At 37.6% G+C, this 14023-nt stretch carries 13 protein-coding genes; 6 read left to right on the top strand and 7 right to left on the bottom strand.

Features of this window, described 5'->3' with window-relative positions; all coding sequences use genetic code 11:
* Positions 1–53 precede the first annotated feature (53 nt).
* Entirely contained in the window at positions 54–521 is a 468-nt protein-coding gene (locus tag BMZ31_RS08680) for a chemotaxis protein CheX (RefSeq protein WP_254778677.1), read from the top strand.
* Between the two features lie 66 nt (positions 522–587).
* Here BMZ31_RS08680 and BMZ31_RS08675 read toward each other — a convergent pair whose 3' ends face one another.
* The gene (locus BMZ31_RS08675) at positions 588–1361 is read right to left on the bottom strand and encodes an SDR family NAD(P)-dependent oxidoreductase (RefSeq protein ID WP_090831319.1); all 774 of its coding nucleotides are present in this window, start codon (positions 1359–1361) and stop codon (positions 588–590) included.
* A 548-nt stretch (positions 1362–1909) separates the two neighbouring features.
* On the opposite strand from BMZ31_RS08675, the gene BMZ31_RS08670 reads away from it, so the two are divergent.
* From BMZ31_RS08670 to BMZ31_RS08660, 3 genes are read left to right on the top strand one after another with little or no spacing between them, the layout of a single operon-like run.
* Positions 1910–2059, top strand: coding sequence for a cytochrome c oxidase subunit 2A (locus BMZ31_RS08670; RefSeq protein WP_090831318.1), 150 nt, complete (start codon positions 1910–1912; stop codon positions 2057–2059).
* A gap of 20 nt (positions 2060–2079) precedes the next feature.
* Positions 2080–2556, top strand: coding sequence for a cytochrome c oxidase subunit II (locus BMZ31_RS08665; protein WP_090831317.1), 477 nt, complete (start codon positions 2080–2082; stop codon positions 2554–2556).
* The gene (locus BMZ31_RS08660) at positions 2556–4211 is read left to right on the top strand and encodes a b(o/a)3-type cytochrome-c oxidase subunit 1 (RefSeq protein ID WP_090831316.1); all 1656 of its coding nucleotides are present in this window, start codon (positions 2556–2558) and stop codon (positions 4209–4211) included. The genes BMZ31_RS08665 and BMZ31_RS08660 overlap by 1 nt, the downstream gene beginning before the upstream one ends.
* Before the next feature lie 55 nt (positions 4212–4266).
* Here BMZ31_RS08660 and BMZ31_RS08655 read toward each other — a convergent pair whose 3' ends face one another.
* A complete protein-coding gene (locus BMZ31_RS08655) occupies positions 4267–5211 on the bottom strand; it encodes a DMT family transporter (RefSeq protein ID WP_254778675.1) in 945 nt (314 codons plus the stop codon).
* Between the two features lie 43 nt (positions 5212–5254).
* Positions 5255–6763: a carboxypeptidase M32 gene (locus tag BMZ31_RS08650; RefSeq protein ID WP_090831315.1), complete on the bottom strand. Its 1509-nt coding sequence runs from the start codon at positions 6761–6763 to the stop codon at positions 5255–5257.
* Positions 6764–6927: 164 nt separating this feature from the next.
* Between BMZ31_RS08650 and BMZ31_RS20280 the strand changes: the two genes are divergently transcribed.
* Both BMZ31_RS20280 and BMZ31_RS08645 read left to right on the top strand, forming a co-directional pair.
* Positions 6928–7083, top strand: a complete 156-nt coding sequence (locus tag BMZ31_RS20280) for a hypothetical protein (protein WP_175478034.1) — start codon at positions 6928–6930, stop codon at positions 7081–7083.
* A 200-nt stretch (positions 7084–7283) separates the two neighbouring features.
* Positions 7284–7973, top strand: a complete 690-nt coding sequence (locus BMZ31_RS08645; protein WP_090831314.1) for a Crp/Fnr family transcriptional regulator — start codon at positions 7284–7286, stop codon at positions 7971–7973.
* A gap of 220 nt (positions 7974–8193) precedes the next feature.
* On the opposite strand, the gene BMZ31_RS08640 is transcribed toward BMZ31_RS08645, so the two are convergent.
* The 4 genes from BMZ31_RS08640 to BMZ31_RS08625 form a co-directional block, all read right to left on the bottom strand.
* The gene (locus BMZ31_RS08640; RefSeq protein WP_090831313.1) at positions 8194–9177 is read right to left on the bottom strand and encodes an NAD(P)-dependent alcohol dehydrogenase; all 984 of its coding nucleotides are present in this window, start codon (positions 9175–9177) and stop codon (positions 8194–8196) included.
* 455 nt (positions 9178–9632) lie between these two features.
* Positions 9633–11135: a malate:quinone oxidoreductase gene (locus BMZ31_RS08635; RefSeq protein WP_090831312.1), complete on the bottom strand. Its 1503-nt coding sequence runs from the start codon at positions 11133–11135 to the stop codon at positions 9633–9635.
* A gap of 463 nt (positions 11136–11598) precedes the next feature.
* On the bottom strand, positions 11599–12042 hold the full coding sequence (locus BMZ31_RS08630) for an Imm26 family immunity protein (protein WP_254778674.1): 444 nt from the start codon (positions 12040–12042) through the stop codon (positions 11599–11601).
* A gap of 362 nt (positions 12043–12404) precedes the next feature.
* The gene (locus BMZ31_RS08625; protein WP_090831311.1) at positions 12405–13781 is read right to left on the bottom strand and encodes an LVIVD repeat-containing protein; all 1377 of its coding nucleotides are present in this window, start codon (positions 13779–13781) and stop codon (positions 12405–12407) included.
* Between the last annotated feature and the right edge of the window lie 242 nt (positions 13782–14023).

The following is a 14023-nucleotide window of genomic DNA, read 5'->3' as shown; positions in this document are numbered from 1 at the left end:
TAATGGACAATTGCATTTTGCAACTTAATGAAGCAATTCAGGAGGATTTAATCGTGTCAATAGATAAAGGTGTTACGAACGTCATAAATGCGCTTATAGAAGCTGCTAAACATGTCTTTCCTTTCAAATTGGAAACCGAAGAGCCTACTCTCATCAATCATCCTTTTTCTAATGGTGATATTGGTGTCTTAATTGGACTTACAGGTGATGTAAAAGGAACGATTATCATAGAAGGTAAAGAGGATATTTTTGCAAAGATTAGTGAGGGTTTGTTTGGTATGGTACTCGAAGGAGAAATGTTGCATTCTTTTGCTGGAGAACTCGGCAACATGATGGCTGGGCATCTTTCCACTAACTTGACAAAGAATGGTTTCACAATGGATATTACTCCTCCTACAGTACTGGTAGGTGAAGCTACACTTCACGGTTTTCATGAAGCTTATTGCATACGAGCAAAAATGGATAACTCTTATGAAATATTGTTTTATCTGATTTTTGAAACAAGAAAAGTCACCGATTAACGATTGGTGACTTTTCCACTCGGATTAGATTGAACTAGATGGTCAAGTTTATGTCCCTTTGCTGGATCAAAATCCATTTATCGTCATGCCACCATCAACGAAGAGTGTCTGTCCATGTACATAATTTCCTGCTTCAGACGACAAAAAGACAACTGGTCCGATTAATTCTTTCAAATCTCCAATTCTATTCAAAGGAGTAACAGAAAGGATATCTTCCACATATTCAGGGTCTGCTAAAAGTTTTTCTGTCAGTGGAGTTCTAAAATACCAAGGCCCAATAGCATTCACGTTAATATTGTATTTGCCCCATTCCAAAGCCAATACTTTTGTCATTTGGATAAGTGCTGCTTTTGTGGCTGCATAAACAACTCCCGTTCGCAATGCCACATGACCTCCAACCGAGGTAATCGAGATGATTTTGCCTCCATTCGCATCTTCTTTCATGATTTTCCCAACCTCTTGTGCAAACATAAAAGCCGACTTCAAGTTTGTATCCATAATGGTATGCCATTCCTCATCTGTCACATCCAATGCCTGTGAACGAATGTTCATGCCTGCATTATTAATGAGAATATCTATTTTGCCAAACTCTTCCCTAATTCGTTTGACTGCATTATGTACTTGTTCCCTGTTTGTTACATCAGAAGGCACGATCAATACTTGTCTACCCAACTCTCTAATGTATCCGGCAGTTTCCTCTAAATCTGATTCCGTCCTAGCTAAGATTGCGACATCAGCACCTGCTTCTGCCAGACCGATTGCTAACGCCCTTCCAATTCCTCTTCCCGCTCCTGTTACAATCGCTTTCTTTCCTTCTAATAGAAACGACGGTAAGAACATCCACATTTCCCCTCTCAATAATTTACCATCATTATACTTTTGGGCATAAAAAAATACCAGAATCATATTCCGGCATAATGCTGTTATTTCTTTTCTTTCTGATTTTGAACTTCAATCTTGATCTTTTTTGTCGCTACCTCGCCACAAATTTTGCAAATTTCTTCTTTGTTATATAGGAGTCTACACCGTTCACAATAAAACTTCTCCATCATAATATCTTCTCTCCTGTCAAAGACGCACCCTATAGTTCATCATATTTAACATTAATAAATATAGTGACAGGAAATTCTCGGAATTTTTAAGACAAGCTTTTGCAACAACCTTTGTCACAGCACGATTTTCAGTTTTCACAGTTTATTCACAATTTCGAAACTGAAAAAGTGACTTAAATCACTGATTTATCAGGTTTTCACTATTAAGATAGGAATTAACTCATGTTTGAACAATTTGTGAAATCCCCAAAACCATATGGTACTTTTCAAATTGTTTTGTATTATGAAGTAGAACTCATTAGTTTATTTTCAATATTCAGAAGGGAGTGATAAGCAATGGCAAATACAGTCCGTAAAGCCAGCCATAAGAAACACAGCGAAGAGAACACATCACTTAAAGGAACGTTAGCTTCGGTTTTCTTTTTAGGATTGTTCCTCATCGTTACATGGGTAAGCGTTTACTTCCTATTCCTTGATCGTTTTTAGTTTAGAAAGGAGATATCAAAATGCACATTCACAAATTTGAAAAAATATGGCTTATATTCGGAATTACAGCTTTAATCGTTTTTTTGACAACTGTTGGGGTGAGTGCTTTTTACTTAGGAAATCAGCCACCCAGCTGTTTAACAACCATTGATCAAGAAAAAGTTGATACGACAAAACCATTCGATAAACCAGGCCTTAACAAAGTTGAAGGTAAGGAATGGGACTATGAATTGGTTTATGTTGCACAAGCGTTTTCTTATAATCCAATGGAAGTAAAAGTCCCGCTTGGCGCAAAAGTAAAAGTAATCGCTACAACCAAGGACGTAGTTCATGGTTTTGAGGTTGCAGGTACAAACATCAATATGATGCTTGAACCAGGTTATGTTAGTGAGTATGTAACAACATTCGATAAAGTCGGCAGCTATTTGATTGTATGTAATGAATACTGCGGTACTGGGCATCACATGATGTATTCTAAGATTGAGGTGGTTGAATAATGCTTAGCTCAAAAGCTCCAATTAAAGTTGATCCAAGGGATGCTAAGCTTTCCATGGCGCACTTTTATGTCGCCTTTATTGCATTAGCACTTGGAGGTCTTGCAGGATTATTACAAACATTAGTCCGCTCTGGAAAATATGAATTACCTTTTGGAATTACCTACTATCAAGTTTTAACTGTTCATGGTGTTTTACTAGGACTTGTACTTACAACTTTTTTCATCCTAGGATTTCAATTTGCAGCAGTTAGCAGAACTGCAGGAGCAATGACAGATCGTGCACGTAAAACCGGCTGGGTAGGATTCTGGCTCATGACCATCGGTACTGCCATGGCTGCTACAATGGTTCTGCTTAATAAAGCGACTGTTCTCTATACGTTCTATGCACCATTAAAAGCACACCCTATCTTCTACGGTGGTTTAACTTTTGTTGTCGTAGGAAGTTGGATAGGTGGAGCGGCTATGATCGTGACTTACACAAGATGGCGCAAAAATAACCCTGGTAAGTCAAGCCCGCTATTAACTTTCATGGCAATAATTAATACCGTTTTATGGATCGTGGCTACTCTTGGTGTTGCTGCTACAGTACTGTTTCAATTACTTCCATGGTCACTTGGATTGGTAGACCGTGTTGATGTATTAGTCAGTCGTACTCTCTTCTGGTACTTTGGTCATCCATTAGTATACTTCTGGTTATTGCCAGCCTATATGGCTTGGTATGTCGTTATTCCAAAAGTCATCGGAGGAAAGATTTTCTCAGATTCGTTGGCTCGTTTATCTTTCATACTATTTTTACTATTCTCTATTCCGGTTGGATTTCACCATCAATTGACGGAGCCTGGAATTGACCCTGCTTGGAAGTTCTTACAAGTTGTCCTTACCTTCCTGGTAATCATACCATCTTTAATGACTGCTTTCTCTTTATTCGCAACTTTTGAATCAGCTGGACGTGCCAAAGGAGCAAAAGGATTATTCGGGTGGATTCGTGTACTTCCTTGGGGTGATGCTCGCTTCGTTGTTCCATTCATCGGTATGGCTGCTTTCATTCCTGCTGGAGCAGGTGGAGTGATCAACGCTTCGCACCAAATGAACCAGGTCGTTCATAATACTATTTGGGTTACTGGTCACTTCCACTTAACATTAGCTACTAGTGTTGTACTTACATTCTTCGGCATTTCTTACTGGCTAATACCGCATTTAACAGGCCGTAGATTAACAAAGAAAATGAATAAGTTAGCGATTATTCAAGCTTTTGTTTGGGCAATTGGTATGAGTTTCATGTCCGGTGCCATGCATGCTGCAGGACTTATAGGTGCTCCAAGACGTTCAGCGTTCTCTGAATACGGCGGTGCACAGCAAGCTTCTGATTGGATTCCTTACCAAATTGCGCAAGCTGTCGGTGGGTCAATCTTGTTCCTTGGCATCATTTTAATACTTGTCATCTTTGTAAACCTTGCCTTCTTTGCACCAAAAGGTGAAGAGGAATTCCCTGTAGGTGAAGTAGCGGACGCAGCAGAAAAATCACCTATGATTTTTGAAAACTGGAAATTATGGCTTGGTATCACAGCAGTCCTTATCCTGTTCGCATATACCATTCCTTTCATCGATATGATACAGAATGCTCCAATTGGTTCTAAAGGATATAAGTTCTGGTAGGAAGATAGCACAATAAAACAAATTTAATAGTTTAGCAAACAAAGGCTCCAATCTTTTAGATTGGAGCCTTTGCATTTTGATTCAGATCTATTTTTTGACTTTTCTCAGGTAAGTTGACGAAAATCGCAGAGAACAGGATGAGTGCTGAACCAGAAACTTGATATAGGTTCATCGTTTCGTTATATAAGAATATTCCCATTATCGTTGCGACCACCGGTTCCACTGTCGCTATCACTGACGCCTTACTCCCTTCCACCATTTCCAATCCTTTTGTATATAAGAAATAGGCAATCACAGTAGAGAATAAAGCTAATCCTACCCCATACTTTACTACTTCCCCTCTCACAATGGGGTAACTATTTTCCAGAACGTTTGATGTAGGCAATAAGACTACTGAAGCAACTAGAAACGTATAAAACGTAACCGTAAAAGGGTGATATTTTTTTAAGGCAAACTTCCCAAAGATCGTATAGAGCGCATAACCAAATCCCGCTCCCAATCCGGCAAGCACTCCAGATACGGTGAAGGAAGATGAACCTGCAAAATTTGCACCTGCAATTAATATACAACCTCCGATGGTCGCGATAACAGCAAATATCTTCTTAGAATTTATTCTTTCTTTAAGAAACAGGTATGATAGCATTGTAACAAACGCTGGAGCAGTATATAACAAAACAACCGCAAGGGAAATGTCCATTTTATTAATAGCATAAAAGTAACACCAATTAAAAAAGATCATGCTGAAAATTCCTGTACCAATGAATAAACCAATGTCTTTTACTTTGATTAATAAATGGGAGCGAAAAAAGAGGATTCCAACGACACCGAGAATAAGAGTTGATAGGCATACCCTTATCGTTACGATTTCCATTGAATCAAATCCTGCTTCAGCTAGCCCTCTTATAAAAACGGCAATGATTCCCCAAAGACTGGCACCTGTTGCAATAAGCAAAAAAGGGTATAATTTCTTGTTTCCCATAGTGTAAACATCTCTTTTCATGACGAAAGGGAGATTTAATATCTATTAATCTCCCTCCTGTTTATTAACTTAATTGATAAATTGTATTGTACTTTTCATAAAGGTATTCAACAAGGTATTTTGCATTTAACCCTTCACCCGTTACATCCTGTAAAATTTCAAGAGGTTTCTTGAGTTTTCCAAACTGATGTACTCTTTGTGTAAACCATTCCTTGATCGGAATTAAGTTCCCTTCAGCCAACAGTTGGTCATATCCAGGCAAATCCTTCATCATTGCATGTTTAAACTGTGCTGCATACATGTATCCTAGGGCGTATGAAGGGAAATAACCAAAACTTCCACCAGCCCAATGAACATCTTGGAGTACACCCTTGGCATCATTTTCAGGTCTTACACCAAGATATTCTTCGTATTTATCATTCCAAATCTTCGGTAAGTCCTTCACATCAATTTCGTCATTAAAAAGGCCCTTTTCGATTTCATATCGAATGATTATGTGTAAAGGGTATGTTAACTCATCGGCTTCAATTCGAATAAGAGATGGCTTCGATTCATTTATTGCTTTATAAAATGATTCAAGACTAACATTTTCGAACTGGCCATCTGAATATTCCCTTAACAAATCGTAATTCTTCATCCAGAATGAATAATGACGACCTACAAAATTCTCATAAAATAATGATTGAGATTCATGAATCCCCATCGAGGTCCCTGTACATAAAGGAGTTCCAACAAGTTCATTGGAAATGTTTTGCTCATATAAAGCATGCCCACCTTCATGGATCGTGCCGAATACGGCAGTACGGAAGTCTTTCTCATCATATTTAGTCGTTACACGAACATCTCCTGGGTTAAGTCCAATTGCAAAGGGATGGACGGTTTCGTCCAGCCTGCCCGCATTAAAATCATAGCCCATTTGTGCTAATATCTCATGACTGAAGTCTTTTTGACTTTCTTTCTTAAATGTCTCAAATAAGAAAGTTGTTTCAGGTTTATTTGACGAGTCGATTATTTTCTTTACAAGCGGTACAATTTTTTCACGAAGCTCTCCGAATACTTTATCAAGGACTTCAACCGATATACCAGGTTCATACATATCAAGTAAAGTGTCATATTTGTTTTCTTTATAACCCCAATATTGAATGAATCTCTTGTTCATCCCTACAAGTTTTTCTAAGTATGGCTGAAATAGTGAGAAATCTGAATTGGCTTTAGCTTCTTCCCAAACTGTTTCAGCTTTAGATTGAAGAATCGTATATTCTCTATATTCTTCGGCAGGAATTTTTTTATTTCGATCATATTCCTTTTTACATTCTTCTAACACTTTTCTTGTCACTGGAGCTAGATCTTGAGAACTTAATTTTGCTATGTATAAAGCCATTTCTTCTGAGGTAGACATTTTAAATACTTCAGTTGAAAGCATTCCTATCACTTCTGCCCTCTGTTCTACTCCTTTCCTTGGTGCACCAGTTCTTAAATCCCAGTACACAAGCGAAAGCGCTTCATTATATGCAGACATCTTCTTAACGTAATCGAGAAATTCTTTTTCTATGGATGTTGTATTCTCTCTCATTCTTGTGCCACCCTCCCATTTTCTTACCACGTAAATTTTATCACATTTTTCTGATAAAGGTGATTGCAATATGTTGAATTATTAAAAAAGTGATGATAAATCTGTTATTCTATAAGAAACATATATCAGATATCCAGTCCAAACCAACGTAAAGGAGTGGTAATTTGAAAGAATTTATTGGTAAGTGTAAAACTTGTGGGAAAGAGCTATTCTGCTTAGAAGGTTTTTTTAATGGAGTCGTGAATGAAGACAAAACAGTTTCTTGTTTTGAATGTATGGAACAACAAAACAAGATAAGTGTAAACAACGAGGCTGAATAATCAGCCTCGTTTTATATTATTTGGCATGTTAGAACTACACAAAAAGTGAGTTTTCTCAACTACTCGTTGTGATTTTTATCACACAAGTGAGAATTATTTTCAAAGTAGCTGATACCTATGATGAAGGTCACTGCATGGAACATAATTGACTGATAAACTGTCAATGTGAAGGAAATCAGACGAATTTCGGGTGATTTATGATGAAAAAAGAAGATATTTTGCGCAGATTGTCAGAGGTTCCATTATTTAAGGAACTTTCTAAAGAAGAAATGGAACCAATTATTAAAATCTCTCAAACACGATTCTACAGAAATAAGATGTATGTCTTTATGCAGGATGATTATCTTGATCGAGTTTTTTTCATTCATTCTGGAAAAGTTAAAATCTATAAAACAGATCTTTCAGGCAAAGAACAGATTGTTTCAGTTCTTGAGCCTGGTGAAATGTTTCCTCACGCAGGATTCTTTAGACAAGGCCGATATCCAGCTCATGCAGAAATAATGGAAGATGCCCATTTGATTGTTGTTCCCATTGATAAATTTGAAGAGATATTAATCCTCTATCCTGAGCTTTGTATCAAACTCTTTAAAGTATTAGGTGAAAAAATAGTAGATTTGCAAAAACGACTAGAAGAACAAATCCTCCATAATACTTATGAGCAAATCGTCCTTTTGCTAATCAGATTGTGTAAATCCAATGGCGAAAAAATGGGAGGAATTTATAAATTCACCACACATTTTACAAATAGAGAATTAGCAAATATGATTGGAACGTCTAGAGAGACCGTTAGCAGGACGATTAATCATTTAAGAAAAAAAGAGTACATACATCAGGACGATGATGGACTCTACTTGATTGATAGTGAATTATTAAAGCAAGAATTATTTTAATAGTTAGTTCCTTCTCATTCTCAAGGTTCTATTGGCTATAGAAAAAAGACCGTTCTATGAGCTACATTCCAATTGATAGACACAACTAACAAGTAGGGTGCAGTTCATTTAAGTCGGTTTTTTTTGTATGTTCTTTTTGGGAATAACACCCTTCAGTTTAACAAAGAACTCTTAAATAAATATTTCATTCGTCTAGTGAGTGTATGATGTTTTTCATCGATTAGGATTTGTTGTTTTCTACATTTATGACAACATTACCTTTCTTGTGTCCTTTTTCGACATATCTATGAGCTTCAACAATCTCTTCAAACTCATAGTACCTATCTATAACCACTTTTAACTTCCCTGTCTCAACAAGTTCTTTAAGAAATTCTAGTGCTTCTGAGGTTTCAGGAGAATTTCGGCTCAATAATACTTTCTTTCTACTTGTCAATTTAGTCCAAATCATACGTACACTAGGTAGCGGTTCAGTGACATTTATATAGATACCGTCCTTCTTTAACAATTTCATACAAGCTGAAAAGGAACTCTTGTTTACCGCTTCAAAGACAACATCATATCTCTCGTTTATCCTAGAAAAATCTTCTGCTGTATAATCAATTACTTTGTCGGCTCCTAGAGATTTTACCAGCTCCAAATTCGTGGTACTGCAAACCCCTGTAACGATTGCTCCGAAATTCTTGGCAATTTGGACCGCATAACTTCCTACACTTCCTGAAGCACCATAAACTAGAACCCTGTGGCCGCTCTGAATATTAGCTTTTCTAAGAAAATACAATGCCGTGCGTGCTCCAATTGGAATGGCAGCAGCTTCCGAATAAGTTATATTAGAAGGTTTAATTGATACAGGACCATCTTCAGGCAGACACTTATACTCGGCATAAGCACCAAATCCCACCAGAGATGCTGCAAAAACCTGGTCACCTTGCTTAAACCTTTTGACTTCTTTCCCAACTGACTCAACTTCTCCAGCTAACTCCATTCCTAATATCTCCTTTTTGGGCTGTCTGAAACCTAGTGTTATTCGGGCAGGCAGCCAAAAAGCTGGAGGAACTGTAAAACTCCGTGATCGAATATCCGCTACAGTTACGGTTGTCGCTTTTACTTTTACCAAAATTTCATTATCTTTTGGTATAGGTTTTACTACCTCAGTCAATTTAAGAACATCGGGGGGACCGTAATTTGAATATACAATCGCTTTCATTTATCCACCTCTAATTCGTAATATTCTTTATCATGATACGAAAATTACGAATAAATAGACCTTTTAGCCTTTTAGAGTTAAATATCACTTATGATTCATTACATCATTGCCATTCTATTGTAAATAAAGGCTGTTTTCGCATTGATATTTGCTTTTCGGATACTACTCTCATCCCGCATTCTAACTTCGGGGCTCTTTTCGAGAAGTACCTGAACCAAGAATTCATAAAAAAACGCAAAAATCCAGAAGCCGATTTTTACTTATACGTGTGAAAGCAACAAAGTTTACGAAAAGAGCCATAAAAAAAAGAACCTTCAATCCTATGATAGATCTGAAGGTTCTTTTTTTATTTCCTTTGAAATTCACTTTTCTTACTCATTAAGTAAAAATTTATTTTTCCTCTGTTTTTTTATTTGTACTTTTCATTCAATCCCTAGGGTTGTACAACCTAAGAATTAACTAAAGACGCGCTCTTTTCCGCTTAGACCAAGCGAATGCGCTGTTGAAGTGTGAATTTCATGAAGAAGCTCTGGGTTTTCCATAAGTGACATACCATAAGAAGGAATCATTTCTTTGATTTTCATTTCCCACTCTTTTATATGTTGCGGGAAGCATTTTTTGATTATCTCAAGCATTACATGAACGGCCGTGGATGCACCCGGAGAAGCGCCTAATAATGCTGCAATTGAGCCATCAGCGGCAGTAATCACTTCGGTACCGAATTGAAGAGTTCCTTTGCCTCCAGCTTCTGTATCTTTGATAACTTGCACACGCTGGCCCGCTACTACAAAATCCCAATCCTCACTGTTTGCGTTCGGGATAAATTCACGTAACTCTTCCATACGCTGTTCTTTCGATAACATTACTTGCTGAATCAGGTATTTTGTCAATGGCATCTCTTTTGCGCCAGCAGCCAACATTGTTAAGACATTATTTGGTTTTACAGACGTTACCAAATCGAACATAGAACCAGTTTTTAAGAACTTTGGTGAGAAGCCGGCAAATGGTCCAAAAAGTAAAGATTTTTTATTGTCGATAAATCTTGTGTCAAGATGCGGAACAGACATTGGGGGAGCCCCAACCTTAGCTTTTCCGTATACTTTTGCATGATGCAGTGCTACAACATCAGGATTGTTACACACCATAAATATTCCACTTACCGGGAACCCTCCGATATGTTTCCCTTCAGGAATACCAGACTTTTGCAGTAAATGTAGGCTTCCTCCCCCGCCACCGATAAAGACGAATTTGGCAGTTTGGCTTTCAACAGTACCGCTATCGAGATTACGCACTTTCAATTCCCACAATCCGTCACCATTACGTTTAATATCATTAACACTTTGATTGTAGTTTATATCGACATTTTTACTCTTTAAGTTGTCAAACAACATTCGTGTTAATGCTCCAAAGTTGACATCCGTTCCAGAGTCGATTTTTGTTGCCGCTATAGGTTCATCCCATTCGCGGTCTTGCATAATAAGCGGAATCCATTCCATTAGTGTTTTGGGATCATCGGAAAATTCCATCCCTTGGAATAGAGGGTTGTTTGTAAGCGCTTCAAATCGTTTCTTTAAAAAAGTAACATCTTGTTCACCTTGTACCAAACTCATATGAGGCAATGGCATAATAAAGTCCTGTGGATCATGTATCAGCTTCTTGTTTACAAGATAAGACCAAAACTGCATTGAAACCTGAAACTGTTCATTAATTTTTATAGCTTTGCTAATATCTACAGATCCATCCGGATTTTCGACGGTGTAGTTAAGCTCGCACAGTGCAGCATGCCCCGTTCCCGCATTATTCCATTCGTTAGAGCTTTCTTCTCCTGCGTTTGCAAGCTTCTCAAAAACTTTAATTTCCCATTCGGGTACTAATTCTTTCAAGATTGTCCCTAAAGTAGCACTCATGATTCCGGCGCCAATTAAAATGACGTCTGTCTTATTTTCTATGTTGCTCATTTTTACCAACCCTTGCTCCTAAAATTTGAATAAAAAGATTTAGGCGTTATTTCAGGCTAAGGCGCAACCTAGTCATACACCTTTTCTGTCTCAATTATATCTCAATTATACGATAATTTTAAATTATTTAAAAGCTAGTAATAACTTAGAAGTCCGTAAATAAGTTCACGGATAGATTACTAAGTAAATAAATCTTATATCATGAAACAAAAAATTGAAGTAATTCAAGTATATATTGACTACCAAAAAAATTATTAATTAGTAAGGTAGATAAAAATTTAACACGAATTTTTATCCTGACAAACAAAGATTCTCCACTTATTTTTAGGAAAATCTAACAAAGTATTAACTCGTAAAAGTCTGTTTCAGATAGTTCTTCACGCCTGGTTACGATAAGAGCGTCGTGGGAACATCTAACGGAATATTGTTGACAAAGCTTTCTTGAAAGAATAAGTATTAAATACTATCTTTTTTTATGCCACTTATCTTCTCCCATAATTCTGTAAATGATGTGATTATCCGCCCAGACAGCTGATATTTCCAATCCTTCACATTCCGATTTTGTTGCACTTCTTATTTCTCCTTTATGGTAAATGGAATATTCCCCTGAAATACTATCAATGATACAGGTCGGAGGTGGATACGCATCTTCTTCATTCAAGAAGGAACGATTTTCTAGCAAAATCCAATCACCAGATTTTATAACATATTCATATTCATCAACGATAAATTGATATTCCTCGGTCATTGGGATATCTTCAATATTTTCTACTATATGATTATATATTCCAATACCCGCATCTTTAAAAATTCTTCCGAAAGCATATTTACCATTAGGCAAAGGTATTGCATATATATCTCTAATTTTTTTTCGTTTACGTTTCTTTCCTATAATTATAATCACCACATTCTTTCACTATTCGATATATAGTTCAACGCATTTGAATCAACTTCCTTCTTTCGCATTGAAAGGGTAGACGGTGATCATAATATCTTTTTCATTGGCTGTTTTCGTAAACTTGGTTGCTCTTTAACAAACAAAATGTAGTGGTTGATTTCCGTTCCAAGATGCTAGCTTTCCGCTGACTAATTATGAAAAAGTCCTAATGCCGCTTTTTCATGGTCAAATTCATCTTCGACGGGCAGTGAGTCTCCTCGGCACATTGCGCCTGCGGTGTCTCACCTGTCCCGCTGCTCCCGCAGGACATTGAATAAGCTTCCTTGAAACAACAAACAGGAACCCCCTAATGGAGTTCCTGCCTGTTTCATTTAATCAACTTCACCTCGAAATGCTGCATTGTTTTTTTGTAAAACCTTTAAGCCGGATCCGATATCAGAAGCCAGGACATAGTTTCTATCTACAAAAACTCCCCAGATATTTGATTTACTTGGGATATACATACCCGTTTCAACTGGTGAAGCTGGGTCAGTGATGTCCACGGTTCTAACTCCGCCAGAGTAATGGGAGAGATAGAGTGTATTGCCATGAACTTTTGGGTCATGAACAGTTGCACCGCCTGGAATTTTCTCGGTAAAATCTGTCCTGAATGTACTTAATAGCTTTGGATTCGTTTTATCTTTAATATCATAAAGCATCGTGTAGCCATATGCTGATTCAAAACCATCCCTAGTCGGACCGAACACTTCTCTTGTCTCAACCAGAACCGTTCCTCCCTTTGCCAAGTCCATGGAATGCGCTGCCCCTTGGACATTATTCGCAAAGTCTGTTCTTCCAAGATAAACCGGATTTGCAGCATCACTAATATCGAGAATGATTGTTCCTAAATCCCAGTATGAAAGGAATGCTGTTTTTCCTGTTTCATCTGTTTTTACACTGTGGGCAAAGGCAGTCCGTTTTACTCCTGCCTCATCTGTCCAACTGTAGCCATCATAGTTAGCATCGGTGACTTCAGCAATATGGTCACGTGGATCAAACGCGTAAACTGCAGTTGGTTTTGTCGGATTGGATACATCAACAATGTTAACATCCATTTTTTCTCCATGCGAGTACAAGTCAGCATAGCAATTCGCAGTTAGAACGTACACGTTGTTTCCCTGTACTGTTAAATATAGTTCATGGGTGCCCCGTGATCCTGAAGTGTCCTCCCAGAAACCAAGTTCTTTAGGTTCAACAGGGTTTGTTACATCATAAAGAACAAAACCACCTTTTGAATTAGGATCAAGTCGATTTAGTTTTTGCACACTAACAGCAGCCAAATCACCTTTAAAGTGCTCCGTATTTACCGATTTAACAATTACTTTTTCTTGCCAAGTACCTGGAATGGCAGCAAAGTGGGAAACCTCTTCAGGCTTGGAAGGATTCTTCATATCAAAAACACGGACACCTCCTCCACCTCCGTTAGCTGAATGTGTTCCTAAGTAAGCATATCCCTTATAGCCATATACATCCCCTGTAGTGTTTTTGACGCCATCTCGAATCTGCTTCAATTGAACAGCAGCAACTTCCTTAAGGGCTCCAACATTCTTGCTGCCTTCTAGTAACGGTACAGCCAATTCCACACCAGCAAGGTTTTCACCTTTTTCTACTCCCCCTCCAAATTCATCATGGGCGAAAACGGATGTTCCTCCTGCCGAAAATACTAATAATCCTGCCAAAGCTGTGTTCACTAGAATCTTTTTTTTCAATTGTATTCCTCCCCTTGCCTGTATTCAGTAACTCCTTATGTAGAACGTGCTGACTTACATTATAACTACCTGAAACAAATTTCGAGTCTCGGAGTAGTATGATTTCAATTATTATAAGGAATATTTTGTATATTTAACATGACCTGAAATTACTGTTATTTTTACATAAATTAACATATTTCCCATGAACAATATTAACTAGATTTTCCTGGAAAATGTGATGTTTACACTATAATCACTTG

Origin of the sequence: Bacillus sp. cl95 (assembly GCF_900115925.1) — a bacterium.
Lineage (GTDB): Bacteria > Bacillota > Bacilli > Bacillales > Cytobacillaceae > Neobacillus_A.
Note: the sequence above shows the minus strand (reverse complement) of the source record. Positions and strands in the feature narration are given on the sequence as shown.

What these genes read in the sequence shown, in the direction of transcription:
- BMZ31_RS08675 (WP_090831319.1), bottom strand. Translation starts at nt 1,361, where the DNA reads ATGTTCTTACCGTCGTTTCTATTAGAAGGAAAGAAAGCGATTGTAACA.
- BMZ31_RS08670 (WP_090831318.1), top strand. Translation starts at nt 1,910, where the DNA reads ATGGCAAATACAGTCCGTAAAGCCAGCCATAAGAAACACAGCGAAGAG.
- BMZ31_RS08665 (WP_090831317.1), top strand. Translation starts at nt 2,080, where the DNA reads ATGCACATTCACAAATTTGAAAAAATATGGCTTATATTCGGAATTACA.
- BMZ31_RS08660 (WP_090831316.1), top strand. Translation starts at nt 2,556, where the DNA reads ATGCTTAGCTCAAAAGCTCCAATTAAAGTTGATCCAAGGGATGCTAAG.
- BMZ31_RS08655 (WP_254778675.1), bottom strand. Translation starts at nt 5,211, where the DNA reads ATGAAAAGAGATGTTTACACTATGGGAAACAAGAAATTATACCCTTTT.
- BMZ31_RS08650 (WP_090831315.1), bottom strand. Translation starts at nt 6,763, where the DNA reads ATGAGAGAGAATACAACATCCATAGAAAAAGAATTTCTCGATTACGTT.
- BMZ31_RS08645 (WP_090831314.1), top strand. Translation starts at nt 7,284, where the DNA reads ATGAAAAAAGAAGATATTTTGCGCAGATTGTCAGAGGTTCCATTATTT.
- BMZ31_RS08640 (WP_090831313.1), bottom strand. Translation starts at nt 9,177, where the DNA reads ATGAAAGCGATTGTATATTCAAATTACGGTCCCCCCGATGTTCTTAAA.
- BMZ31_RS08635 (WP_090831312.1), bottom strand. Translation starts at nt 11,135, where the DNA reads ATGAGCAACATAGAAAATAAGACAGACGTCATTTTAATTGGCGCCGGA.